Raw genomic sequence first — 24,916 nt, 5'->3', positions numbered from 1 at the left:
CGGGCTTGCTCGCGAAGAGGCCCGCGCTGACACCATGCATCATCAGTCAAGCCACTAAAGCTGCTGCGCCAACGCCTCAACCTGCTCCTGCCGCTCTGCCTGATTCAGTTTGGGATGAGGATTGAGCGACGACCACTGCGGATGCGCCCGTGCCTTGTTCAGGGCTTCGGGCAGTTTGCCTTCGCGCCAGCTCTTGTCCTGGGGCGTGGCCACCTGAATGCTGTCCATCGCTGCATGTCCGCGGGCGTTCAGCGCTTGCAGCAATTGCCGCTGGCGCAGCGCCAACAGGCGCAGCACGTTGTCATCCACCGTCAGTTCGCGCTGGCCCTTGATCTTGCCGAGCAAGCGGCTGCCATAACTGCGTGCGGTTTGCAGCGCGCCGCCGGCGATGGCCCCCGCCAGCGCCGCCGCACCCAGGGTAATCCCGCCCACCAGCAGGTCGACCCCGGCCCCCGCAGCAGCACCCGCGGCGATTCCGCCACCCACGCGCACACCCAGTTGCTTGAGGGTTTCCGGGTTGAACAGGTCATCGCCCCAACGGCCGTCGAGCAGCGGCAAATCACCAGCCGCGGCATCCTGTGGACGGAAGGCGTAAAGCTTGAGCAGGGCCTCGACGCAACGCTGTTCACGCTGGCGTACGGCTTTGCGCAGTTCGCTGATCGCCTGCTGTTCCTGCTCGGCTTCACTGACCACGCTGCGCCGGCACGCCGCGCAATCGATCAGCAATTCGGCAATCAATCGCTCGGCGCTTTGTTGGCGAGCCAGACGCTGGGCGTGCTGATCGGCGATCAGGCGTTCGAGTTGCGGCCGGGCCGTTTCCAGCAGCAGGGCGAGACTTTCATAGAGTCGACGCTCGCCATCCTCCGGCGGCGCGACGCTGTCGAAGCGCACCAAGGCATGCAGACCCAGCCGCGCCAGCGCTTCACGCCACGCCGGTTCGCGGTGGTTGGCGCTGCTGACGAAATTCAGCACCGGCAGCAAGGGCTTGCCGCAACCGGCGAGCACTTCCAGCTCGTCGCGATACTTGGCCAGCACTGGCTCCCGGGCGTCGATTACGTAGAGCCCGGCGTCCGACGCCAGCAACTGGCGCAGCACTTTGGCTTCCTGTTCGAACCGTTGCCGGGCTTCGCTACCCTCAAGGAAACGTGCCAGGCGAGCCGGGCCGTCGAGACGTTCGCCGGGACGCTCCAGGCGTTCGAGGTAATCGAGCAGGGCGATGGCGTCTTCCAGGCCCGGGGTGTCGTAGAGATCGAGCAGTGGCTCGCCGTCCACCGAAAGACGGGCGCCTTCGACGTGCCGTGTAGTGCTGGGGCGATAGGACACTTCACCGAAGCCGACGTCGCGGGTCAGGGTTCGCAGTAGCGAGGTCTTGCCGACGTTGGTGTGGCCGACGACGGCGAGTTTCAGAGGCTGTTTGCGGGTGTCAGTCATGACCCGTCTCCAGCCAGTTCATCGGCGCGCAGTCGGCAAAAGGCAGCTCCAGCTGTTGCAGCGCCACGTGCCAGTCGCCGAGGCGTTCGGCGTCCAGTGCTTCACCGGGCGGTGCCTGCAACAACCACACGCGGGTGGCGCTGGCGCTGCGGGCCAGTTCGGCAATCAAGGCCAGGCTGCCGCGATCCGGCGAGCGTTGTGGATCGCACGCGATGGCCAGGCGCGCTGGAGGAAAGCGGCTCAGTTGTTCGAGGAGTTTGTGCCGCGATTCGCGACTGTCGAGGATGCCGGCGTTGCTCACGTTTTTCGGCAATTGCGGTGGCCACGGGCGTTGGTCGTCCAGTTCGATGGCGACCAACAGCGCGCCGTCGCTTTGCTGCTCGGTGACACCGCTTTCCACGCGATGCAGTTGGGCTGGTGCCACATCGCTGACGCCAAGGCGCTCGCTGGTGGGCATCAGGCGTTCGCGCAGTTGCGCGTACCCGGGCAGGTTCAAATCCAGACGCAGCGCGGTTTGCCCCGTCTTCCAGCGCCACAGGCAAAACAGCGCGAGCAGCAGGCGCGGCAAAACGCCGTAGATCAGCAGTACCCCCACCAGCCAGGCGGCCCAGGCCTGGCGGGCACTTTCGATGTTCAGTGCGGCATCGCCGCTGGCACGGATCATCTCCTCGGTCGGTACGCTGAAGCCGAGCAGGGCCGGCAGCGCGCCAAGCGCCTGAGTGACGGCGATAAAGGTGTCGGCACTGAGGATCGTGGTTTCCCAGACGAAGCCGTAGCGTCGGGTCGCCATCAGCGTCAGCAGAATGACCAGGGCGCTGAGCATCGCCAGCAACCACAGGCTGTTGACCAGCACGCCGATGGCCCAGCGATTGAGTTTCTGGCGTTGCAGCAACAGGAGCAGGGCTGGTGCCAGTTGTGCGGCTTTGGCGTCACGAGCGAGTCTCTCACTCAGCCATAGCCACAGTCGCCCGAGACTGGCGCCGTGTTCGCCGGCAAACACCAGTCCCAGGGCCCAGCTCAGCAGCAGGATCAGATTCAGCCCGAGCAGGCTGCCCAGGGCCCAGAACACATTCACCGGGTGCAGGCCGTCGCCCATTGCCGCAAAGGCCAGGCCGGCGCCGCTGATCACGGCCAGTGCCGCCATTACGATCAGCGCCAGTCGTGCGCCTTGCAGCCAGTGTGTGAGGGCTGCAGCCAGGCCATCGCGTTCAGCCAGCCACAGGGCCCGGCGTTGAATGCGCGACGGCAAATCGCCGCCGGCGCTACGGGCCATCCGGTTGGCTTCAAGGTCTTCCAGGGGGCCTGCGTGTTCTTCGCGCAGGCGAATGGTTTCCGTCAGCCAGAGGGTATTGAGTTCAGTCACGCGGCATCCCGTCGCTTCATTGAGCTGAGAGCATAACCGCTGTGGCGCTTATCGGCGAAAGCGAGGCTCTGGTATCCTCGCCGGCATGACTAAATCACTCCCCCTCAGCCTGATCGCAGCCCTCGGTGAAAACCGTGTGATCGGCGTCGACAACAGCATGCCCTGGCACCTGCCGGGGGACTTCAAATATTTCAAGGCCACCACCCTCGGCAAGCCGATCATCATGGGTCGCAAGACCTGGGATTCCCTCGGTCGCCCGTTGCCGGGCCGCTTGAACATCGTGGTCAGCCGTCAGGCGGACCTGCTGCTGGAGGGCGCGGAGGTTTATCCATCGCTGGAAGCCGCCGTCGTTCGCGCTGAAGCATGGGCGAAGGAGCAGGGCGTCGATGAGCTGATGCTGATTGGCGGTGCGCAGTTGTATGCGCAAGGCTTGGCGCAGGCCGATCGGTTGTACCTGACCCGTGTGGAGCTGAGCCCGGAAGGGGATGCGTGGTTTCCGGAGTTTGATTTGAGCCAGTGGAAACTGGTGTCGAATGTGCCGAATCCGGCCGAGGGCGACAAACCGGCGTACAGCTTCGAGGTCTGGGAAAAAGCCTGAAAGCTTCGCGAGCAAGCCCGCTCCCACAGGGGATTTGTGTGGCTCACAGATCCAATGTGGGAGCGGGCTTGCTCGCGAAGAGGCCCGCTCAGTCGCTAAAGTACTTAAGCCTGCGCCAACGCCGAATGCTCATCCGCATCCTGCAGCGCCTTATCGGTCTGCTGCATCACCTGGCTGGTAATCGCACCGGCTGTCATCGACCCACTGACGTTCAACGCCGTACGCCCCATATCAATCAACGGCTCGACCGAAATCAGCAACGCCACCAGTGACACCGGCAAGCCCATCGCCGGCAGCACGATCAATGCGGCAAAGGTCGCGCCGCCACCCACTCCGGCCACACCGGCCGAGCTCAGCGTGACAATCGCCACCAGCGTCGCGATCCACAATGGGTCCAGTGGGTTGATGCCCACGGTTGGCGCTACCATCACCGCCAACATCGCCGGGTACAGACCGGCACAGCCGTTCTGGCCGATGGTCGCGCCGAACGAAGCGGCGAAACTGGCGATGGACTGCGGGATGCCCAGGCGACTGGTTTGCGCTTCGATGCTCAATGGAATCGTTGCTGCACTGGAGCGGCTGGTGAACGCGAACGTCAGCACCGGCCAGATCTTGCGGAAGAAGCGCAGCGGATTGATCCCGGCCACCGACACCAACACGCCATGCACCACGAACATCAGGCCCAGGCCGATATAGGACACCACCACGAAACTGCCGAGCTTGATGATGTCTTGCAGGTTGGAACCGGCGACCACCTTGGTCATCAGCGCCAGTACGCCGTACGGGGTCAGCTTCATCACCAGGCGCACCAGGCGCATCACCCAGGCTTGCAGGGTGTCGATGGCGTTGATCACTTTCTGACCTTTCTCGGCATCATCTTTGAGCAGTTGCAGCGCGGCGACACCCAGGAATGCAGCAAAAATCACCACGCTAATGATCGACGTCGGCTTGGCCCGCGCCAGATCGGCGAACGGGTTTTGCGGAATGAACGACAGCAACAGTTGCGGCACATTCAGGTCGGCGACCTTGCCGGCGTAGTCGGTCTGGATGGTTTGCAGGCGCGCCATTTCCTGGGTGCCGGCCACCAGGCCTTCGGCGGTCAGGCCGAACAGGTTGGTCAGGCCGATGCCGATCAGCGCCGCTATGGCCGTGGTGAACAGCAGCGTGCCGATGGTCAGGAAGCTGATCTTGCCCAGCGACGAAGCGTTGTGCAGACGGGCCACGGCGCTGAGGATCGAGGCGAACACCAGCGGGATCACGATCATTTGCAGCAATTGCACATAACCGTTGCCCACCAGATCGAACCAGCCGATCGAGGCTTTCAGTACCGGGTTGCCGGCACCGTAGACCGTGTGCAACGCCACACCGAACGCCACGCCCAGCACCAGCGCGAGCAGGACTTTTTTCGCCAGGCTCCAGGTGGTGTGGCGGGTTTGCGCCAGGCCGAAGAGCAAAGCGAGGAACACCAGCAGATTGAGAATCAGCGGCAGATTCATTGGGACTCCCATGAGACTTGTGCCAGCTACCATCCGGGGCAGCTGCGAACCGGCAAGCCTAACAGCTTGAAAACTAATGAATTAATATCAAAAACGTATGGTATCCGTCGTTTTTGGAATAAGCGGATGTCGCTGTCAGAAATGCAACTGACGCGAAAGGGACGCGGACGGTCGCTGACAGACGAGGACTGTCACACTTATTTGTTAGCGTCGATGTCTTTCACATTCAGGGAGAAACGCCGATGAAGTTCGCACCGAAATTACTGGCTGCAGCACTTTGCCTGGGCCTTGCCGGCCAGGTTTTCGCAACGGATCTGAAACACTGGCCAGCCGATCAGGCCAAGGCACTGGACGCGATGATCGCGGCCAACGCCAACAAGGGTAACTACGCGGTGTTCGACATGGACAACACCAGTTACCGCTATGACCTGGAAGAGTCGTTGCTGCCGTTCATGGAGAACAAAGGCCTGATCACCCGTGACAAGCTCGACCCCTCCCTGAAACTGATGCCGTTCAAGGACACCGCCGACCACAAGGAAAGCCTGTTCAGCTACTACTACCGCCTCTGTGAAGTCGACGACATGGTTTGCTATCCATGGGTCGCCCAGGTGTTCTCCGGCTTTACGCTCAAGGAACTCAAGGGCTACGTCGACGAGATGATGGCGTCCGGCAAACCGGTGCCGGCCACTTATTACGAAGGCGATGTGGTCAAGAAGCTCGACGTCAACCCGCCGAAAATCTTCACCGGCCAGCAAGAGCTGTACAACAAACTGATGGAGAACGGCATCGAGGTCTACGTGATGACCGCCGCCTCCGAAGAGCTGGTGCGCATGGTCGCGGCCGATCCGAAGTATGGCTACAACGTAAAGCCGCAGAACGTGATCGGCGTGTCGTTGCTGCTCAAGGACCCGAAGACGGGTGAACTGACCACCGCGCGCAAGCAGATCACCGCCGGCAAATATGACGAGAAGGCCAACCTTGGCCTTGAAGTGACCCCGTACCTGTGGACCCCGGCGACCTGGATGGCCGGCAAGCACGCGGCAATCCTGACCTACATCGACGAGTGGAAAAAACCGGTGCTGGTCGGCGGCGACACCCCGAGCAGCGACGGTTACATGCTGTTCCACAGTGTTGACGTGGCCAAGGGCGGCATCCACCTGTGGGTCAATCGCAAAGACAAATACATGACCCAGATCCAAGGCATGATGGCCAAGCACGCTGCGGCCCAGGCCAAGGAAGGCTTGACGGTGACTGCCGACAAGAACTGGGTGGTCGTCAAGCCTGAAGAAATCCAGTAAGGATTTTGATCCACTGTAGGAGCGAGCCTGCTCGCGATGGTCGTTAACGATGACGCGTACTGTCTGATTTGACGCGGCGTCCTTGCGACCATCGCGAGCAAGCTCGCTTCTACAGTTTGATTGTTGTTGTTCACACATCCAGTGTTCACATCAAACACCCTGTGGGAGCGGGCTTGCTCGCGAAGAGGCCAGCCAGTGCAATGAAAGCCTCTGTTTGATCGACATCCTCTGACAGTCGCAACCTACGCATTCTTGCGTAAGGGACTACGACTACGCCAGAATCCGCCGGCTTGTGCGCCTTACTCCCGGACTCTACCGTCTCCCTGTCACTGAACATCAGTGATCGGGTTTGGTAGCCCGGCTGTGTAGGGTGCAAAGCATCATGATTTGCAGACGTTCTTGCGTCTCTGCTTTTTATGGTGGTCATGCACAGGGCGCTTTCGGGCGCGCCGGTTTCCTTACACCCCGGTCTACCAACCTGCGCATGGCCGCCACCCTTCGTTTGGTAGCGAGGGTGATGGCTCCTTGTCTTATGGTGTAAGGAGTTTTATCTATGCTCAAAATTACCCCCGATCCTCCGCGCAAACCCAGCCGAACATTCCTGATCGCGCCCGGCCTCGACACCGAAACCCTGTTGGCCCACGCCTGCGAATCCCTCGCCTCGGCCAATGTCATGGCCAGCGATTTCGCCGGCCTGCTGGAAGGCTCCCAACGCAGCACGATGCTGGGGATTGCGCAGGTCATCATGTTGGGCGAGCTGGCGGTGAACCAGGCTCTCGATAATCTCGATCCACAGGAATAGTTCTGCCCTTGTAGGAGCGAGTCTGCTCGCGATGGTCGTCAACGATAACGCTGGAAGCCTGACACCCAGCGGCGTTCTCCAGTCCATCGCGAGCAGGCTCGCTCCTACAGGTGAAAGGTGACCGGCAGAAACAAAAATGCCCCGCACTTGGCGGGGCATTTTTATGTTCGACGGTTAACGCGAGCACTCCGACGTCTATATCCAGTCTCATTTCAGAATTGACCTACATCAATCAAAGAAGCGTCTGATTTTTCCACCACTTCGCCTCTTCTAGCGTGCGTCCTTTCGATCTGACAGGGACACATTTCGCATGAAGCGCTATTACATCACGGTCGGGGCCAAAACCACCGTCGGCGGCACTGTCGTCAGTGGTTTTCCTCATGGCCGCATCAATGGCCAGGCCATGGCCCGTGAGGGCGATGAAGTCAAATGCCCGGAATGCGACAGTACCGGGACCATCATTTGCGTCAGCCCACGTCTTTCGGAGGAGTGGGATGGACGTAAGCCCGCACTGGACGGCGACCTGTGCAAGTGCAAGTGCGATCCACTGCCCAAGTTGATTGCCAATCAGACCAACAGGAGCCAACAGATCGACGTTGGCAACGTCGCGCCGCCTGCCCGAGCCGCCGCTCAACCCGCGACACCGACGGACGCGCGCCAACCGATAGTCGAACCGCGCCCCTCCGGTTTTGCACCTGCCGCGAGCCCCGCGACGCCGTCTTTCAGCGAGTTACCGGGGGTAATCTGCCAGAACCTGTGGCGTGGATACCAGCAGAGAGCCGAGGCCGTCGTGGCGCCGGGCGGCGTTCTGATCGCAGACCCAAAGGCGCGTAATCGAGCGATCAATGCGGCGTACGCTCGATTGTGGTTGGAAGATCAGCGTTTCCAATGGGCAGGCCTCGCGGCGTTCGCCTCCAAGCAGGTGGGTTGTGGGTTGTTGCATGCGGCTGATTCGATCGAAAAGATCGATGCCCAGCAGGAGGCAAAACGGCGTCGGGTCGAGGCACTCAGGAAGCAGCCTGCTGGCTTGTTCGGATGGGCTAGCAAGAGTAAGCAGCAAGCGAGAGCGCGGGAGCTTGAGCAGGCTGAACGGGATTACGAAGAGGCCCGTCGCAACAATCCGACATGGTGGCTCGACGTGCGGAGCCCGAACGAATCGTTATCACTCATACAGGAGCAACTCCAGTACGTGCACGACATGCTGGCGCTGGGCAATACCACGCTGTTTCTGGATGTGTTTCCACTACATGCTTTTTACAAAGAGCGAGGGTTGTCGGCGCTCAAGACTTGCCTCGCTTCACGGAAAGACATATTTGGGCATGTACAACAACCTGTGTTGTGGCCGATCGACCAGGAAAAACTGGAGTTTGGCACTTACCATGAGGAAATACTGCAGGCCTTTGCGGCCATTGAGGCTGGCAACATTGCCGAAAGTGTTGTGCATCTGGCTTGGCACGAACAGCAGAACATCCTGCAATCGGCAATGTACAGCGACGAGCAATTGGTATTTCTGCTACGCAGTAATCACGTCGCCTATGTCACAGGCATCCCTTCCGGCGCTGCTACAGCCGTCGAGCTGACGCTGGCCAGTCAGTGCCGCCCCAGCGAAGACGGTCGCACCGTTGACTTCAGCAGCGATTACTCTGCCAACCTGGCCGATATCCATCAACGCATGACCTTTGTGCTCAAGGCCGCGAAGCAATTTGATGAGCTCCTGCGGCGCTCTGATCGCCATCTCATCGAACAGGCAATTCTCGACATAGCCGCAGGCCGGGGCGTGCGATGAGTCTGCTGCGACGCATGGGGTGGCGGCGCAGGATTTTGTCACTTGCGGTTGCGGCTCTGCTGGTAGTGGCAGCAATCCGAGCGCTTTCGGATGAACCGGAGATTGCACTGGTGATTGGCGAGCCTTGGGAAACCATGCGCGAGCGCTCCAGCGCGGCCATTGACCCTGCCATTCCTGGGCAGTTTTGGGGGCGATTACCCAAGTCGGATGCTCGTCTTCGCTTCCTGGATCCTCAGTTCGGATTCGGGACCCCGCTGGCTCGCTTTTTCACGGTCAGTTTCGATCGTGATGGGTTAGTCAGAAGTCTGCGCATGTCCCCGCAAATCGAGCCGCTGTTACTCGACGATACCCTCAAAGTCGTGCTGGATTTGCAGGCGCAATGGCGCCACGGTGGCTGGATACCCATTCGGGTCGGTGACGACCCACCTTTTGCTGACACTCCCGAATGGCGGGCCCGATTACGAGACGTGAACAAAGGCGGCACGTCTACCTGGCAAGCGGGTAATCAGTATCAAGTGATGTTGGTGGTCAATCGCTTTAGAGACGACAAGCGTCCGACAGAGGAGCGTTATCTCATCAAGCTACAAGTTGCCAGGCCGTGGGTAAATCCTTGACTCGCGCATCGAGGAACTCAGGAAGGCGGAAACCTATCAGGTCGAGACTTTATTCAGCCCGATGATTATTTAATGGAGTAAATATACGTGGTGTTACGTATCCTTTGGCCAGTTATGTATCTAATCGGAGGTGTCTTGCCTGCTTTTGGATTGGCCCTGCTAAGCTCGTACTTAATGATGTTTGGTGAAACCCTCGGTATAATAATAGGCATACTTGCCTGGTCGGGAACTACAGGGCTTGCTCTAGCTGCGCTGAATAGACCTAGTACTACGGTGTATTACCGCAGACGCATTATATCGCTAATGCTAATAATGGGGCTGATAGCTATCTCCATCCCGCTAATAGGTTCACTGACCCATCCCGGCAGTAATATCTGGTTTAACGTGGCATTGATTAGCCCCACATTGCTGGCGCTCCTCTATCTGGGAGAGATGTTGCGGACTTCTAACTCTTGCAATTGACGAATCTGGCTTTTGACTCGGTTCTGAATATGCCTTCGGGAATACACTGGTAAATTAAGCACTAAATAGACGCTGCAAAAAAATGCCCCGCACTTGGCGGGGCATTTTCATGTTCGACGGTTAACGCTTACAGCCCGTCCAACATCGCTTTGTTACGCACAGCACCCTTGTCGGCGCTGGTCGCCAGCAGGGCGTAGGCTTTCAACGCAGTGGTCACTTTACGTGGACGCACTTCCACCGGTTTCCAGCCTTTCTTGTCCTGCTCGACCCGGCGTGCCGCCAGTTCTTCGTCGCTGACCAACAGGTTGATCGAGCGGTTCGGAATGTCGATCAGCACTTTGTCGCCGTCCTGTACCAGGCCGATTGCGCCGCCAGCAGCGGCTTCAGGCGAAGCGTGGCCGATGGACAGGCCCGAGGTACCGCCAGAGAAACGGCCGTCGGTGAGCAGGGCGCAAGCTTTGCCCAGGCCTTTGGATTTCAGGTACGACGTCGGGTAGAGCATTTCCTGCATGCCCGGGCCGCCTTTCGGGCCTTCGTAGCGAATGATGACGATGTCGCCTTCCTTCACTTCGTCGGCGAGGATGCCGCGTACGGCGCTGTCCTGGCTTTCGAAGATCTTCGCGTTGCCTTCGAACACGTGGATCGACTCGTCGACGCCGGCGGTTTTCACCACGCAGCCGTCCAGGGCGATGTTGCCGTACAGCACGGCCAGGCCGCCTTCTTGCGAGTAGGCGTGCTCGACACTGCGAATGCAGCCGTTTTCACGGTCGTCGTCCAGGGTTTCCCAACGGGTCGACTGGCTGAACGCGGTTTGCGTCGGGATGCCCGCAGGACCGGCCTTGAAGAAGTGATGCACCGCTTCGTCGTCGGTCTGGGTGATGTCCCACTTGGCGATGGCTTCTTCCATGCTGCGGCTGTGCACGGTCGGCAGCTGGGTGTGCAGCAGGCCGCCACGGGCCAGCGAGCCGAGGATGCTGAAGATCCCGCCAGCGCGGTGCACGTCTTCCATGTGGTACTTCTGGATGTTCGGCGCGACCTTGCACAGTTGCGGCACGTGACGGGACAGACGGTCGATGTCGCGCAGGTCGAAATCGATCTCGGCTTCCTGGGCGGCGGCCAGCAAGTGCAGGATGGTGTTGGTGGAACCGCCCATGGCGATGTCCAGGGTCATTGCGTTTTCGAACGCCTGGAAGTTGGCGATGTTGCGCGGCAATACCGACTCGTCGTTCTCGCCGTAGTAACGCTTGCACAGCTCGACGATGGTGCGGCCGGCCTGCAGGAACAGCTGCTCGCGGTCGCTGTGGGTGGCCAGGGTCGAACCGTTGCCCGGCAAGGCCAGGCCCAGGGCTTCAACCAGGCAGTTCATCGAATTGGCGGTGAACATGCCGGAGCACGATCCGCAAGTCGGGCAAGCGCTGCGCTCGTACTCTGCGACTTTCTCGTCAGAAGCGCTGGAGTCGGCGGCGATCACCATGGCGTCGACCAGGTCGAGACCGTGGCTGGCCAGTTTGGTCTTGCCGGCTTCCATCGGGCCGCCGGACACGAAGATCACCGGGATGTTCAGGCGCAGGGACGCCATCAGCATGCCGGGGGTGATCTTGTCGCAGTTGGAGATGCAGACGATGGCGTCGGCGCAGTGGGCGTTGACCATGTACTCGACGGAGTCGGCGATGATCTCGCGGCTCGGCAGCGAATACAGCATGCCGTCGTGGCCCATGGCGATGCCGTCATCGACAGCGATGGTGTTGAATTCTTTTGCCACACCGCCAGCGCGTTCGATTTCACGAGCGACCAGTTGGCCCAGGTCCTTGAGGTGGACGTGGCCCGGTACGAACTGGGTGAAGGAGTTGGCAATGGCGATGATCGGCTTCTTGAAGTCGTCATCTTTCATCCCCGTTGCGCGCCACAGTGCGCGGGCGCCGGCCATGTTGCGGCCGTGGGTGGATGTTTTCGAGCGGTAATCAGGCATGAAGCACTCCGGGCGGCTAATCAGGTATCAAAAGGGAAGTGAGCTTCTATTGACGTCTGGAACACCCGGAAATGGCCGTGTGTCCGGAAGTTGCCGATAACTTTGCGGGATCGCCGCGCGCTTCAGCTTGAGCTCATAAACCCGCCGGGGGATGACTGGCGATGAATGTTCGCGATTCTACACGGCTGGCGGCTGGAGGGAATGGCTCCACGCATTCACAAGACGTTCGGCGACCGCCCCTGTAGGAGCGAGCTCGCTCGCGATGAACCCGAGAACGCCGCGGGGCATCAGGTTCCCCGCGTTATCGTTGACCACCATCGCGAGCGAGCTCGCTCCTACAGTATTAAAGCCACATGGCATCCCACAGCGGGTAGTCTCCAACCCGAGTCACTAGTCCGGCCCGCAAAGGGTTGGCGATGATGTATCGGGCGGCTGCTTTCAGGTCTTCCTCGCGGCGCAGGGCTCGGTCGAAGTAGCCCTTTTGCCATAGCGTTTCGTGGCGACCTCTTTGCTGGTTGATGGCGCGAGCACTTCTGGATTTGGCCGCCTGCATCAGTTTCGGCAAATCACCGTTGTGCAATTCAACCAGCCAATGAAAGTGATCCGGCATGAGCACCCAGGCTATCGAGGTGGCATTGCCGGCTTCATGAGCTCTTCTGAATTCGTTCACTACCAAACGTCCAACGTACAAATCATTGAAGATCGGTTGCCGTTCATGGGTGACTGCGGTCAGGAGATAGATGCGCCCGGGTTCCGAGCGGCGGCCAGTACGTAAACGGTTAGCTTGTGGGGTGTTGGACATTCCGTTGTCCTCTTCTGTGGTTAGAAGAGAAACGGTAGGCGCGGAATGGGAGGTTGCCGCTTCGACTGTGGGTCAGGATGTGTCGTGCACTGTAGGCGCGAGCTAGCTCGCGATGAACCCGAGAACGCCGCGGGGCATCAGGTTCCCCGCGTTATCATTGACGACCATCACAAGCAACCAAGCGTCGACAGGCTGCCCCCTGCAGTCAGTGCCCTATCCTGGCATTCGTCAGCAACCCCCAAAGGCTGAATGCGATGAAGCTTCCCGCAATGGTCATCAGCAAATTGTCCCCGGTTTGTGCGAGCGCAGCGCTGCTGACCGTGGCGGTGATGAACATAATGCTATTGCCCGCAGAGGCTGCCGTTCCAGCGCTGCTTGAGAACAGCAACATCGCTGCGGAAATAGCGGCAGGTCGCACCAGGGTGACTGCCAGAGCACTGATCAGCATCGGTATGAGCAGGGTGATGGTTGTCATCGCTTCATAACTGACGATCAATGCTAACAACACACCAGCGACACCCAGCAATCCAAGCCCGATGTTGATTTGCAGCGTGAGGGAGATATGTTTCTGCACGGCGCTGGCAACTACTCCGCCAAGGAAATAGGCCAACCCATACACCATAAGCACCAGCGCGTACTGGTATTCGGATAACTTGAACTCATCCATGAAAATCAACGGCGTCACGCTGATCAATGCGAAATAACAAGCAAACACTAACGCGGCAATCCACCAGTAGCGAATGAAGTCTCGACTTCCAGCAATGGATTTCAGCGTGCGTAGAACGGAAACGGATGTTCTTTGATGGCTGACTGCTTTGGAGGGCAGTATTACTTGGGCATGGATGAACATGCCGAGCGCCATGAGCGCAAAACCATAAAAACTTCCCTGCCAATCGAACGTGGTTTGCAACCATGATCCCAATAGCGGCGACAGTGCAACAAAGGAGCCGCTCAGTGTCATGTAATAAATTCGCACTCGGGCCCGATCCTGTTCTTCGAACAAGTCTTCCACCAGTGCATGGCCCAGCACAAAGAAACCACACCCGATTGCCTGGATGGCGCGAAATAACAGGAAGCCCGGATAGTCCGTTGCCAACACGCACCCTATCGAGCCGAGCGTAGAAACAACGATGCAACCAAGAAGAACTTCCTTACGCCCCAACTTATCTGAGAGCGGGCCGGTTATTAATTGAGAAATCGCAAAAACCAGCGTGAACAGGCTGGTGGATAGGGCGATTTCTGCGGTTGAAGTGTTGAATTCCTCAGCCAAGGCAGGAAAAGAAGGCAGGAGGATATTCAGCGGGAAAAAGCTGATTAACGAAATATTGGTAATGAGGATAAAGCGGGAGGCTCGTTGGCGTTTCAGGTCGCCACTTAGAGCAGGGTAAGAGGACTCAGACATTGTTTTTGTTTTCCGGAGTGATCAAGCGGTCATGCTTGAAACCAGAAACCGATACTAGTCTGGGACGTAGGGAATACAATCAAAAGCGCTGTAGGGAGTTTCCCGTTTTGATGCGGGATTATCCCGAAGGAAATAACCCTGTAGGAGCGAGCTTGCTCGCGATAAACCCAAAGACTCCGCTGGGTGTCAGGCTTCCAGCGTTATCGTTGACGATCTTCGCGAGCAAGCTCGCTCCTACAGTGGTCTGGGTTGTTAGCTGTTTGGCAACAACCGGCAAGTAATGCTCTTGATGTAGCGGGTTTCCGGGATGGCCGGATGCACCGGATGATCCGGGCCCTGACCACCACGTTCCAGCATCTGGATGTTGCGGTCCAGGTGACGGGCGCTGGTCAGCAGGATGTTCTGCAGGTCGTCTTCCGGCAGGTGCATCGAGCAGGATGCGCTGAACAGGATGCCGTCCTTGGTCAGCAGGCGCATGGCTTGCTCGTTCAGGCGGCGGTAGGCGCCTTCGCCGTTCTTCATGTCTTTCTTGCGTTTGATGAACGCCGGCGGGTCGGCCACGATCACGTCGAAGCGTTCTTCGCTGGCTTTGAGCTCTTTGAGGGCTTCGAACACGTCGCCTTCGATGCAGGTCATTTTTTCGGCGAAGCCGTTCAGCGCGGCGTTGCGCTCGACGCCGTCGAGGGCGAAGGCCGAGGCGTCGACGCAGAACACTTCACTGGCGCCGAACGCGGCAGCCTGCACGCCCCAGCCACCGATGTAGCTGTAGAGGTCCAGTACGCGCTTGCCCTTGGCGTAAGGCGCCAGGCGTGCGCGGTTCATGCGGTGGTCGTAGAACCAGCCGGTTTTCTGGCCCTGGATGACCGGGGCTTCGAACTTCACGCCGTTCTCTTCGAGGGCAACCCACTCCGGCACCAGGCCGAACACGGTTTCGACGTAGCGGTTGAGGCCTTCGGCGTCACGGGCGGCGGAGTCGTTCTTGAACAGAATGCCGCTTGGCTTGAGCACTTGGGTCAGCGCCGCGATCACGTCGTCTTTATGGGCTTCCATGGTCGCCGAAGCGATCTGCACCACCAGGATGTCGCCGAAACGGTCAACCACCAGGCCTGGCAACAGGTCGGAGTCGCCGTAGACCAGGCGATAGAACGGCTTGTCGAACAGACGATCGCGCAGGGACAGCGCCACGTTCAGGCGGTGCACCAGCAGCGATTTGTCCAGCGGCAGCTTGATGTCGCGCGACAGCAAACGGGCGCAGATCAGGTTGTTCGGGCTCATGGCAACGATGCCCAGCGGCTTGCCGCCGGCGGCTTCGAGGATCGCCTGGTCGCCGGCCTTGAAACCGTGCAAAGGCGTAGCGGCTACATCGATTTCGTTGCTGTAGACCCACAAGTGGCCGTTGCGCAGACGGCGGTCGGCGTTGGCTTTGAGGCGCAGGCTAGGCAGGGACATGACGTCGCTCCGGAAAAAAGAGCGGGAGTATAGCGTGTTGCGCAAGGCCACGGCATGGTGGATGGACATGCGGTGGGCAGGGCCGGCCAGGATGAAACTTCAGGCGATGGGCCGTACAAGGTTTCGGATCCAACTGTTAGAAGCTAGAATCTGCGCCTGACCCAGAGTGTGTACTTATGTCCCAAGAGCTGACTTCCGAACAGATCCAACACGCCCTGCAGGGCATCAGCGTACCGGCCCAGCCGCAAATCATGGTGGATTTGCAGATGGAGCAGTACATGCCCGACCCGGATCTGGAAGTCATCGCCAAACTGATCTCCCAGGACCCGGGCCTTTCCGGTTCCCTGCTGAAGATCGTCAATTCGCCGTATTACGGGCTGAGCAACAAGATCGCCTCGATCCAGCGCGCGGTGAATCTGCTGGGCAGCCGCTCGGTCATCAACCTGATCAACGCGCAGTCGATCAAGGGCGAGATGAACGACGACACCATTGTCACCCTCAACCGTTTCTGGGACACCGCCCAGGACGTGGCAATGACCTGCCTGACCCTGGCCAAGCGCATCGGCGTTGAAAACGGCGATGAAGCTTATGCGCTCGGTTTGTTCCACGATTGTGGCGTACCCTTGATGCTCCAGCGTTTTCCCGAGTACATGGGCGTTCTGGAACAGGCCTATGCCAACGCCAGTGCCGAATGCCGGGTGGTGGACACGGAGAATCAGGTGTTCAATACCAATCATTCGGTGGTCGGGTATTACACGGCCAAGTCCTGGCGCCTGCCGGAGCACGTGAGTGCGGCGATCGCCAATCACCACAATGCCCTGGCGATCTTCAGCGATGAATCTTCGCGCAACAGTTCCTTGAAGAACCTGCTGGCGATCCTGAAGATGGCCGAGCACATTTGCGCGTCGTACCGGGTGCTGGGCAATCAGACCGAAGATCACGAGTGGAACAGCATCGCGCCGCTGGTGCTCGATTATGTCGGCCTCTCGGACTACGACTTCGAGACCCTCAAGCAGACGATCCGCGACCTCGGCACTCATCGCTGAGTGTCGGAACTTTAAGGGCCCTGAGCCTGATCCGAGAGCACCATGCCTGAATTGCCAGAAGTCGAAACCACCCGTCGCGGCATCGCGCCGTACCTGGAAGGCCAGCGTGTCAGCCGGGTGATCGTGCGTGATCGTCGCTTGCGTTGGCCAATCCCCGAAGACCTCGATGTGCGGTTGTCCGGGCAGCGCATCGTACTGGTGGAGCGGCGCGCCAAATACCTGCTGATCAATGCCGAAGTCGGCACCTTGATCAGCCATTTGGGCATGTCAGGCAATTTGCGTCTGGTAGAGGCCGGGTTGCCGGCGGCCAAGCATGAGCATGTGGACATCGAACTGGAGTCGGGCCTGGCCCTGCGTTACACCGACCCGAGGCGCTTCGGTGCAATGCTCTGGAGCCTCGATCCGCTCAATCACGAATTGCTCATCCGCCTGGGGCCGGAACCACTGACCGACCTGTTCGACGGCGAGCGCCTGTTCCAGCTGTCCCGTGGACGCTCGATGGCGGTCAAGCCGTTCATCATGGATAACGCGGTGGTGGTGGGCGTCGGCAATATCTATGCGACCGAAGCGTTGTTCGCCGCTGGAATCGACCCGCGCCGCGAAGCCGGGAGCATTTCCCGTGCGCGCTATTTGAAACTGGCAATCGAGATCAAGCGCATCCTGGCGGCCGCCATCGAGCGCGGCGGTACCACGCTGCGGGACTTTATCGGTGGTGACGGTCAGCCTGGTTATTTCCAGCAGGAACTGTTCGTGTACGGTCGCGGCGGCGAACACTGCAAAGTCTGTGGCACGGGCCTGCGGGAAGTGAAGCTCGGGCAACGCGCCAGCGTTTTTTGCCCGCGCTGTCAGAGCTGACAGTCAGTTACAGCTTCAGTGAGGCTGATGACGCCTTCGCGAGCAAGCCCGCTCCCACAGGGGGAACGCATTCCAGATGTGGGAGCGGGCTTGCTCGCGAAGGCGGCCTGACAGGCGCCGAATGACTTAAGCCTTACCGGTAATCTTGCGGTACTTCTCCATCAACTGTTCTTCAGTCTCCGGATGAGCTTCGTCCAGTGGAATGCAATCCACCGGGCAGACCTGCTGGCACTGCGGTTCGTCGTAGTGGCCGACACACTGGGTGCACAGGTTCGGGTCGATCACGTAGATCTCTTCGCCTTGGGAGATGGCGGCGTTCGGGCACTCGGGTTCGCAGACGTCGCAGTTGATGCAATCGTCGGTGATGATCAGGGACATGCTAACTCCAGCCGGGGCGGCAGGCCCGGGCGCAATAAACCAATGCGCTTAATTGTGCCGCATTGGCACCTGCGTTGCACGCAGGTGCGACGTACTGTAGGAGCCAGCCTGCTGGCGATGACGCCGAGAACGCCGCGGGGTGTCAGGTTTCCCGCGTTATCGTTGACGTCCATCGCGAGCAGGCTCGCTCCTACAGTTTGCGGGGATTATTTCTTGAAACGTTCGGTCAGGGCGTCCGCCACCACGGGGTGCACGAACTTGGTGATATCGCCGCCCAGGGCAGCAATTTCACGGACCAGCGTCGAAGAGATGAACGAGTAACGTTCGGACGGGGTCAGGAACAGGCTTTCCACATCCGGCGCCAGCTGGCGGTTCATGTTGGCCAGCTGGAACTCGTATTCGAAGTCCGACACCGCGCGCAAACCACGCAGGAACACGTTGGCATTCTGCTCTTTGGCGAAGTGCGCCAGCAGCGTCGAGAAGCCGACGACTTCAACGTTCGGCAAATGTTTAGTGACCTCGCGCGCCAGTTCTACCCGTTGTTCCATAGGAAACAGCGGGTTTTTCTTCGGGCTCGCGGCGACGGCGATGATCACGTGATCGAACAGGCGCGAGGCGCGTTCGACCAGATCGCCATGGCCCTTGGTAATAGGGTCGAAGGTACCTGGGTACAACACTCGGTTCATCGCGTCGTCCTGGCGGGAATCCGTTGGGGAGTCGGATGGTATCGCAGCCTTCCCGGTCGGCCAAGTCGCCTGTTGGGTAAGAAAGCACTATAGACGATGGGAATTATCGTCATTTTCATGGGTTTTTTAAACGATCGGCCAAGGATGTCGCCAGTTGCGCCGTCAGTCCGTAGACCGACAGCTGCGGGTTGGCGCCAATGCTGGTGGGGAACAGCGAGCCGTCGTGGATCGACAGGTTGCCCAGTTGATGATGCCGGCCAAGGCTGTCAGTCACCGCAGTTTCCGGGCTTTCGCCCATGGCACAACCGCCCATTACATGGGCGCTGCCCAGGCGCGTGCGATACAACTCCAGGCTCAGGCCGTCGATCAGCGAGCGGGCTTCGGCGAGGGTCTTCACGTAACGGGCATCGGCGTGCATCGGCATGACGGCCTTGGCACCACCGGCAAACTGGATCTCGGCCATGGTATGGAACGCCCGGCGCAATCCATCCCAGGCGTAAGGCGAGAGCTGATAATCCAGCACCGGCGTGTCGTCGCTGCGCAATTCGACGCTGCCTCCGGGGCTGTCCGGGTGAAAACCGTCCCGCAGCAGCGCCAGCATGGCGTGGGTATGGGGCAGGTTGGCCATGTGCTGCGAGTTTTCCTGGCCGAAACCACCGAGCAGTGTCGTGGCCAGCGCCGGGTGCAGGGGCGGGACTTCCAGTTTGTAGGACATCTTGCCGGTGGTGCCGTCCTGCCATTGGAAATGGTCGGAATAGATCGACTGCGGCGCGCCGTAGAACGGGTTGACCACTTCGTCGAACAGCGCGGCAGACATGTTCACCGGGTGCAGGAACGTACGTTTGCCAAGGCGCTTGTGCGGGTCGGGTGCCCCGGAGCGCATCAGCAAGGCCGGGCTGTTGATGCCGCCACCGGCCAGTACGAAATGCCGCGCCTTGACCGTGATGGTGCGCCCGGTCGGTGCGACGCAGCGCTCATCCATCGCCGAACATTGCAGGCCGGTAACCTTGTCGCCGCTGATCATGAGTTTTTCGGCGCGGGCCAGGTAAAGCAGCTCGCCGCCCTTTTCCAGGGTGGCTGGAATGGTGGTGACCATCATCGATTGCTTGGCGTTGGTCGGGCAGCCCATGCCGCAGTATCCGAGGTTCCAGCAGCCGCGAACGTTGCGCGGGATGACGTGCCAGCTGTAGCCCAGCGCCTGGCAGCCCTTGCGGATCACATCATTGTTGGCGTTGGGTGGCACCATCCACGGCGCGACGCCCAGGCGTTGTTCCATTTGTTCGAACCACGGCGCCATTTCCGCCGGGCTGTGGCCCTTGACGTTGTGCTCTTTGGCCCAGTGCTCCAGGGTTGGCTCCGGGGTGCGGAAACTGGAGGTCCAGTTGATCAACGTGGTGCCGCCCACCGCCCGGCCCTGGAGGATGGTGATCGCCCCGTCCTTGCTCATGCGACCAATGCCTTCCTGATAAAGGCTGGTGTAGGCCTGGTCTTCGAGCAGCTTGAAGTCGCTGCTGGTCTTGAGCGGGCCTTCCTCGATCAACAACACCTTGTAGCCGGCCGCGCTGAGGATTTCAGCCGTGGTACCGCCGCCGGCACCGCTGCCGATGATCGCCACGTCCGCTTCGAGTGTCAGGTCCTGGGTCAGTTGCGAGCCGTCGTAGGTTTTCCAGCCTCGGGCCATGCCTTCGCGGAACGGGTCGGGTACGGGCATCTTCGGGTTCTCTTGTTGTTATGGGTTGGATGCAGTGGAAGGGGGACGCGGTCAATGTGGGAGCGGGCTTGCTCGCGAAGGGGTCGACTCAGTTTCAAACAGTTGGCGGCCCGGGATACCCACAATGCGCCCACGATTCCTTGCGCCCGTACCAGGCCATCATCACCAGTTGCAGCAAGGAACTGTGACCCATGCGCAGCAGGCTCAGCGAGCTGTTTTCCCAGCGCTCGAGAAAATGCCGGATATCGTCGGCGCTGGCGTTTTCCCAGCTGCCCCAGATTCCGGTCAGCGGCCCGCGGGTCACGGCCATGCCCAGCACATCGAACAGTTGTTGGGTCAGCTTGAGCATTTCCGGCGACAGGTGGGCGAGGCTGTAATCCAGGCTTTTCAGTGTGCCTTCGACAGACTCTGGCATCCTTTCGGAGGCCACGGCGCCCTCGAGCATGACCGGAATCAACGCCCGCAAAAACAGCAGGTCGCCGCTGCGTAACGTGGTGAAACCACTGGCCGGGACGCTCGAGGAACAGCCGCTGAGGCTGGCTCCGAGCCCGGCGGTGGCAAGGAAAGCTGTAGCGCCGAGGCTGAATTTAAGCAACCCGCGCCGTGACAGCGCGGGTGAATCGGACAGGCTTGGGTTCATTGTTGTTATTACCCGACGGTGACGATCGTTAGCGGATGAACAGCTTCTGGATCAGCTTCTGGATGGATTTGCCGTATGGCGGGTAGATCAGCTTCGCCGCGTTGAATCGCTGTTTGATCAACACGCCCTTGGCCTTGCTGAACGTCAGGAAGCCTTCATGGCCGTGGTAATGGCCCATGCCCGAGGCGCCGATGCCGCCGAACGGCATGTCGTCCTGGGCGACGTGCAGCAGCGTGTCGTTCAGGCACACGCCACCGGAATGGGTTTCGTGCAGCACGCGCTGCTGTTCGCGCTTGTCGTAGCCGAAGTAATACAGCGCCAGTGGGCGAGGGCGCTGGTTGATGTAGGCAAATGCCTGGTCCAGATCCTTGTACGGCACGATCGGCAGCAACGGCCCGAAGATTTCGTCCTGCATCACCGTCATGTCGTCAGTGACATTGAGTAGCAGGCTATGGCTCATGCGGCGGCCCTGGCCCTGGTCGAACAGCGGCATCAGCAGCGCACCCTTGCTGGTGGCGTCGCTGACGTAACCGTTGAGGCGCGTCAGTTGTCGTTCATTGATGATCGCGGTGTAGTCCGGGTTGTCCGCCAGCGTCGGATAAAACCCGCGGACGGCGCAGCGATAGGCTTCGACGAAACCTCCGACGCGGTCCTCCGGCACCAGCACATAGTCCGGGGCTACGCAGGTCTGGCCGGCGTTCAGGGTCTTGCCGAAGGCGATGCGTTCGGCGGCGTCCTTGAGCGGTACGTCGCGAGAAACGATGGCCGGGGATTTGCCGCCCAGTTCCAGGGTCACCGGGGTCAGGTTTTCCGCGGCGGCGCGCATCACGTGCTTGCCGATGCTGGTAGCACCGGTGAACAGCAGGTGATCGAACGGCAGGCGTGAAAACGCCACGCCCATATCAGCCTCGCCCAGGACCACGCAAACCAGGTCTTCGGGGAAAATTCGCGCCAGCAACTGCTTCATCAGCAGGCCGGTCGCGGGCGTTGATTCACTGAGCTTGAGCATCACCCGATTGCCTGCCGACAGTGCGCCGACCAACGGACCGATGGCCAGGTACAGCGGGTAGTTCCACGGCACGATGATCCCGACCACGCCCAGCGGCTGGTAAACCACTTTCGCCGAAGCCGGCTGGAAGGCAACACCGACCTTGCGTCGTGAAGCGCGCATCCAGCCCTTGAGGTGACGGCTGGCGTAATGGATGCCGTGCAGGCTGGGCATCAGTTCGGCGAGCAGGGTTTCATCGGCGCTGCGATGGCTGAAGTCCTGGCTGATCGCATCGATCAGGGCCTGGCGTTCATTGCTCAATAAATCCTTAAGCGCCTTGAGCCATTGCTGACGCTGCGCAGCGGGCGGCATCGGGTTGGCGGCGTACGCGGCACGCTGGGCGACAAACAGGGCCTGAAGCTCTTCCAGCGGCTGCTGAAGGTTCTGCATGTAGGAAATGTCAGCAGTCATGGTCGGCTCCGGATTTATTGTAATGAAGCACTTTTTAGAGTCTATGCTCTAAAAAGTCAAATGACATCCTGGAACAGCTTTGTTTTATCCGCTCGCGGATAGCTCTAAGATGCCCGTCAACGCACTCTGAATTAAAGCTCAAGCCATGGCCCCACGGATCAAAACCAGCGAGCGCATCGTGCAGAACAGCCTGGAGCTGTTCAATCAACAGGGCGAGCGCAGCATCAGCACCAACCACATTGCTGCCCACATGGAAATTTCCCCGGGCAACCTGTACTACCACTTCCCGAACAAGCAGGCGATCATCGCCGTGCTGTTCAGCGAGTACGAAAACCTGGTGGACAGCTTCCTGCGCCCGCCCCAGGGCCGTGCCGCCACGGTGGAAGACAAGCGCTTCTACCTCAAGGAGCTGCTGTCGGCGATGTGGCGCTACCGGTTTCTGCATCGCGATCTCGAACATTTGCTCGACAGCGATCCGGACCTGGCCGACCGCTATCGACGCTTCTCCCAACGCTGCCTGATCCAGGGTGCGGCGATCTACGAAGGTTTTGTCGCTGCCGGCATCCTGAAGATGGACAAGGTGCAGATCGAATCCCTGACGCTCAATGCCTGGATCATCCTCACGTCCTGGGTACGGTTTCTGTGCACCACGCGGGAGAATTCCAGCCATTTGAGCGAACAAGCCATTAAACGCGGTGTGTATCAGTTGCTGGTGCTGGAAGCCGGGTTTGTCACGGATCTGGCCCGCGATGCGGTCAACGCCTTGTTCGAAGAGTTTTACGTCCCCCTGGCCCAGGCGCTTGAGGAAGTGTCGTAGGATCGAAAGCCGATAAACATCACAGGAGCCCGCTATGCCCATTGCGCAACTGATCACCCCGCAAGCACTGGACTTGAAAAAGGACCAGCCGGGGCTGGTGATTCTGGATTGTCGTTTTGCTCTCGAAGACCCGGTTTATGGCCAGCGTAGCTATGCCGAAGGGCACATCGCCGGTTCGAGTTATGCCGACCTTGAGCGTGATCTGAGTGGTGCTGTGGTCAAGGGCGTGACCGGGCGTCATCCGTTGCCCGAGCCAGCGCAATTGATCGAGCGCCTGCAAGCCTGGGGCATCAATGCCGATAGCGAAGTGGTTCTGTATGACGACGGTCCGGGTGCCTATGCGGCGCGGGCCTGGTGGTTGCTGGCATGGTTGGGCAAGCGCGACGGTGTATTCATCCTCGATGGCGGTCTCAAGGCCTGGCATGCGGCCGGTTTGCCACTGAGCCTGGATGCGCCGGCGATCGCCCGTGGCGCCTTCACCGGCAGTCCTGACATGGCGTTGCTGATCAGTGCCGGGCAGTTGCAAAAGCGCCTCGCCCGGCCGGAACTGACCTTGCTCGATGCCCGTGCACTGCCGCGTTTCAAGGGCGAAGTGGAGCCGATCGACCCGGTAGCCGGGCACATTCCCGGTGCCCAGTGCGCGGCATTTACCGACAACCTGGGCAGTGACGGGCGTTTCCTGCCGGCCGATCAGCTCAAGCAGCGCTTCGCCGCCAAACTGGGTGATCGCTCGCCGAATGATCTGGTGGCGTACTGCGGTTCCGGCGTGACGGCGTGCCACAATCTGTTTGCCTTGTGTCTGGCCGGTTATCCGTTGGCTTCGTTGTATGCCGGGTCGTGGAGCGAGTGGATCAACGAGCCTGCGCGGGGCATCGCCACAGGCGAATAAACACCACATAACCCTGTGGGAGCGGGCTTGCTCGCGAAAGCGGTGTAACAGTCAAAGAAGATGTCGACTGATCCATCGCTTTCGCGAGCAAGCCCGCTCCCACATTGGTTTTCCGTCGCTATCAAGATCCGGGTAATTGCCGGGCTGTGCGATACGCCCCCGGTCCAACCCCATATACCTGCTTGAACTGCCGACTCAGATGGCTCTGGTCGGCAAACCCCAGTTGCGTTGCGACTTCCAGCGGTAAACAACCACTTTGCAATAACCCGCGCGCCCGGGCGATGCGCTGCTGCATCAGCCAGGTGTGCGGCGGCATGCCGGTGGCCCGGCGGAACACCCGGGCGAAATGGAAGGGCGAAAGGTTGACCGCCGCCGCCAGTGTCTCCAATGAGGGCGGTGCTGCCAGTTGCGCGTGCAGCAATTCCTTGGCCAGGCTCACGGCCCGATGTTCCTTGCCAGGCTTAGCGGCATCGGGGACCGCCGCATGGCGTTGTAACAGCGACAGCATCAGCTCGCGCCAGGCGGTTTGCTGTTGCAGCGCGGTGGCGGGGCTTTCCAGCAAGCGGTGCAATTGACAGAAACCGCTCACCAGATCCTGGTCGCGATACAGCGTGGCGCCGAAGGCTGGCGGGTTGTGGGTTGGCAGTTCGAGTTCGGCCAACAGCGAGAGTATCTGTTCGCTGTCCGGATAAAACGCCCGGTACAGCCAGCCATCCTCCGTACCCTTGTGGCCGGTGTGCAATTCATCGGGGTTGATCAGCACCAGCGTGCCGCTGCCCGCCAGGTGTTCGGCGCCGCGATAGCGATAACGCTGGGCGCCGGCCATGATCATGCCGATCACATAGCCGTCATGCACATGGGGAGCGAAGCGATGATCGATGTAGCGGGCGGACAACAACTCGACCCCGGCCAGTGGCGGGGTTTGCCAGAAATGGATCGACTCGCCTTGGTCCGCTTCCATGA

At 60.1% G+C, this 24,916-nt stretch carries 22 protein-coding genes; 9 read left to right on the top strand and 13 right to left on the bottom strand.

Features of this window, described 5'->3' with window-relative positions:
- Window positions 1-54 precede the first annotated feature (54 nt).
- Both ACCD00_RS03190 and ACCD00_RS03185 read right to left on the bottom strand, forming a co-directional pair.
- Window positions 55-1,431, bottom strand: coding sequence for a GTPase/DUF3482 domain-containing protein (locus ACCD00_RS03190; protein WP_413421843.1), 1,377 nt, complete (start codon window positions 1,429-1,431; stop codon window positions 55-57).
- Window positions 1,424-2,794 (bottom strand): DUF2868 domain-containing protein, encoded by a 1,371-nt coding sequence (locus ACCD00_RS03185; protein WP_413421841.1) that lies wholly within the window; start codon window positions 2,792-2,794, stop codon window positions 1,424-1,426. The genes ACCD00_RS03190 and ACCD00_RS03185 overlap by 8 nt, the downstream gene beginning before the upstream one ends.
- 85 nt (window positions 2,795-2,879) lie before the next feature.
- On the opposite strand from ACCD00_RS03185, the gene ACCD00_RS03180 reads away from it, so the two are divergent.
- Entirely contained in the window at window positions 2,880-3,392 is a 513-nt protein-coding gene (locus ACCD00_RS03180) for a dihydrofolate reductase (RefSeq protein WP_413421839.1), read from the top strand.
- Between the two features lie 104 nt (window positions 3,393-3,496).
- Here ACCD00_RS03180 and ACCD00_RS03175 read toward each other — a convergent pair whose 3' ends face one another.
- Window positions 3,497-4,888 (bottom strand): L-cystine transporter, encoded by a 1,392-nt coding sequence (locus ACCD00_RS03175; protein WP_413421837.1) that lies wholly within the window; start codon window positions 4,886-4,888, stop codon window positions 3,497-3,499.
- A gap of 242 nt (window positions 4,889-5,130) precedes the next feature.
- Between ACCD00_RS03175 and ACCD00_RS03170 the strand changes: the two genes are divergently transcribed.
- The 4 genes from ACCD00_RS03170 (at window position 5,131) to ACCD00_RS03155 (ending at window position 9,388) form a co-directional block, all read left to right on the top strand.
- Window positions 5,131-6,186, top strand: a complete 1,056-nt coding sequence (locus tag ACCD00_RS03170; RefSeq protein WP_413421835.1) for a haloacid dehalogenase-like hydrolase — start codon at window positions 5,131-5,133, stop codon at window positions 6,184-6,186.
- A gap of 553 nt (window positions 6,187-6,739) precedes the next feature.
- The gene (locus ACCD00_RS03165; protein ID WP_102670603.1) at window positions 6,740-6,988 is read left to right on the top strand and encodes a DUF6124 family protein; all 249 of its coding nucleotides are present in this window, start codon (window positions 6,740-6,742) and stop codon (window positions 6,986-6,988) included.
- A gap of 310 nt (window positions 6,989-7,298) precedes the next feature.
- Window positions 7,299-8,774 carry a PAAR domain-containing protein gene (locus ACCD00_RS03160; protein ID WP_413421833.1) on the top strand — a complete coding sequence of 492 codons (1,476 nt, stop codon included), beginning with the start codon at window positions 7,299-7,301 and terminating at the stop codon, window positions 8,772-8,774.
- On the top strand, window positions 8,771-9,388 hold the full coding sequence (locus ACCD00_RS03155; RefSeq protein ID WP_413421831.1) for a hypothetical protein: 618 nt from the start codon (window positions 8,771-8,773) through the stop codon (window positions 9,386-9,388). The genes ACCD00_RS03160 and ACCD00_RS03155 overlap by 4 nt, the downstream gene beginning before the upstream one ends.
- A gap of 589 nt (window positions 9,389-9,977) precedes the next feature.
- Here the strand turns inward: ACCD00_RS03155 and ilvD are convergent.
- The 4 genes from ilvD to ACCD00_RS03135 form a co-directional block, all read right to left on the bottom strand.
- A complete protein-coding gene (ilvD, locus tag ACCD00_RS03150) occupies window positions 9,978-11,819 on the bottom strand; it encodes a dihydroxy-acid dehydratase (RefSeq protein WP_413421829.1) in 1,842 nt (613 codons plus the stop codon).
- A gap of 343 nt (window positions 11,820-12,162) precedes the next feature.
- Window positions 12,163-12,621: an REP-associated tyrosine transposase gene (locus tag ACCD00_RS03145; protein WP_413421827.1), complete on the bottom strand. Its 459-nt coding sequence runs from the start codon at window positions 12,619-12,621 to the stop codon at window positions 12,163-12,165.
- A gap of 205 nt (window positions 12,622-12,826) precedes the next feature.
- Window positions 12,827-14,023, bottom strand: a complete 1,197-nt coding sequence (locus tag ACCD00_RS03140) for an MFS transporter (protein WP_413421825.1) — start codon at window positions 14,021-14,023, stop codon at window positions 12,827-12,829.
- 252 nt (window positions 14,024-14,275) lie between these two features.
- Window positions 14,276-15,472 carry a class I SAM-dependent rRNA methyltransferase gene (locus tag ACCD00_RS03135; RefSeq protein ID WP_008065056.1) on the bottom strand — a complete coding sequence of 399 codons (1,197 nt, stop codon included), beginning with the start codon at window positions 15,470-15,472 and terminating at the stop codon, window positions 14,276-14,278.
- 176 nt (window positions 15,473-15,648) lie between these two features.
- Between ACCD00_RS03135 and ACCD00_RS03130 the strand changes: the two genes are divergently transcribed.
- Entirely contained in the window at window positions 15,649-16,518 is an 870-nt protein-coding gene (locus tag ACCD00_RS03130) for an HDOD domain-containing protein (RefSeq protein WP_413421822.1), read from the top strand.
- A 42-nt stretch (window positions 16,519-16,560) separates the two neighbouring features.
- Window positions 16,561-17,373, top strand: a complete 813-nt coding sequence (gene mutM / locus ACCD00_RS03125; RefSeq protein ID WP_413421820.1) for a bifunctional DNA-formamidopyrimidine glycosylase/DNA-(apurinic or apyrimidinic site) lyase — start codon at window positions 16,561-16,563, stop codon at window positions 17,371-17,373.
- A gap of 126 nt (window positions 17,374-17,499) precedes the next feature.
- Here the strand turns inward: mutM and ACCD00_RS03120 are convergent, their stop codons facing one another.
- From ACCD00_RS03120 to ACCD00_RS03100, 5 genes are all read right to left on the bottom strand, one after another.
- Window positions 17,500-17,751: a YfhL family 4Fe-4S dicluster ferredoxin gene (locus tag ACCD00_RS03120; protein WP_003195146.1), complete on the bottom strand. Its 252-nt coding sequence runs from the start codon at window positions 17,749-17,751 to the stop codon at window positions 17,500-17,502.
- Window positions 17,752-17,957: 206 nt separating this feature from the next.
- Window positions 17,958-18,437, bottom strand: coding sequence for a pantetheine-phosphate adenylyltransferase (gene coaD, locus ACCD00_RS03115; RefSeq protein WP_223455913.1), 480 nt, complete (start codon window positions 18,435-18,437; stop codon window positions 17,958-17,960).
- 115 nt (window positions 18,438-18,552) lie between these two features.
- Window positions 18,553-20,148, bottom strand: a complete 1,596-nt coding sequence (locus ACCD00_RS03110; RefSeq protein WP_413421818.1) for a GMC family oxidoreductase N-terminal domain-containing protein — start codon at window positions 20,146-20,148, stop codon at window positions 18,553-18,555.
- A gap of 94 nt (window positions 20,149-20,242) precedes the next feature.
- On the bottom strand, window positions 20,243-20,788 hold the full coding sequence (locus ACCD00_RS03105) for a twin-arginine translocation pathway signal protein (RefSeq protein WP_413421816.1): 546 nt from the start codon (window positions 20,786-20,788) through the stop codon (window positions 20,243-20,245).
- A gap of 28 nt (window positions 20,789-20,816) precedes the next feature.
- Window positions 20,817-22,247: a coniferyl aldehyde dehydrogenase gene (locus ACCD00_RS03100; protein ID WP_413421814.1), complete on the bottom strand. Its 1,431-nt coding sequence runs from the start codon at window positions 22,245-22,247 to the stop codon at window positions 20,817-20,819.
- Window positions 22,248-22,392: 145 nt separating this feature from the next.
- Between ACCD00_RS03100 and ACCD00_RS03095 the strand changes: the two genes are divergently transcribed.
- Entirely contained in the window at window positions 22,393-23,064 is a 672-nt protein-coding gene (locus ACCD00_RS03095) for a TetR/AcrR family transcriptional regulator (protein ID WP_413421812.1), read from the top strand.
- Between the two features lie 34 nt (window positions 23,065-23,098).
- A complete protein-coding gene (locus ACCD00_RS03090; RefSeq protein WP_413421810.1) occupies window positions 23,099-23,953 on the top strand; it encodes a sulfurtransferase in 855 nt (284 codons plus the stop codon).
- Between the two features lie 121 nt (window positions 23,954-24,074).
- On the opposite strand, the gene ACCD00_RS03085 is transcribed toward ACCD00_RS03090, so the two are convergent.
- Window positions 24,075-24,914: an AraC family ligand binding domain-containing protein gene (locus ACCD00_RS03085; RefSeq protein ID WP_413421808.1), complete on the bottom strand. Its 840-nt coding sequence runs from the start codon at window positions 24,912-24,914 to the stop codon at window positions 24,075-24,077.
- Window positions 24,915-24,916: the final 2 nt, after the last annotated feature.

It is taken from the genome of Pseudomonas sp. Pseusp3 (assembly GCF_047304225.1).
Lineage (GTDB): Bacteria > Pseudomonadota > Gammaproteobacteria > Pseudomonadales > Pseudomonadaceae > Aquipseudomonas > Aquipseudomonas fluorescens_CD.
The sequence above is the reverse complement of the archived record's forward strand: the minus strand, read 5'-3'. Positions and strand labels throughout refer to the sequence as shown.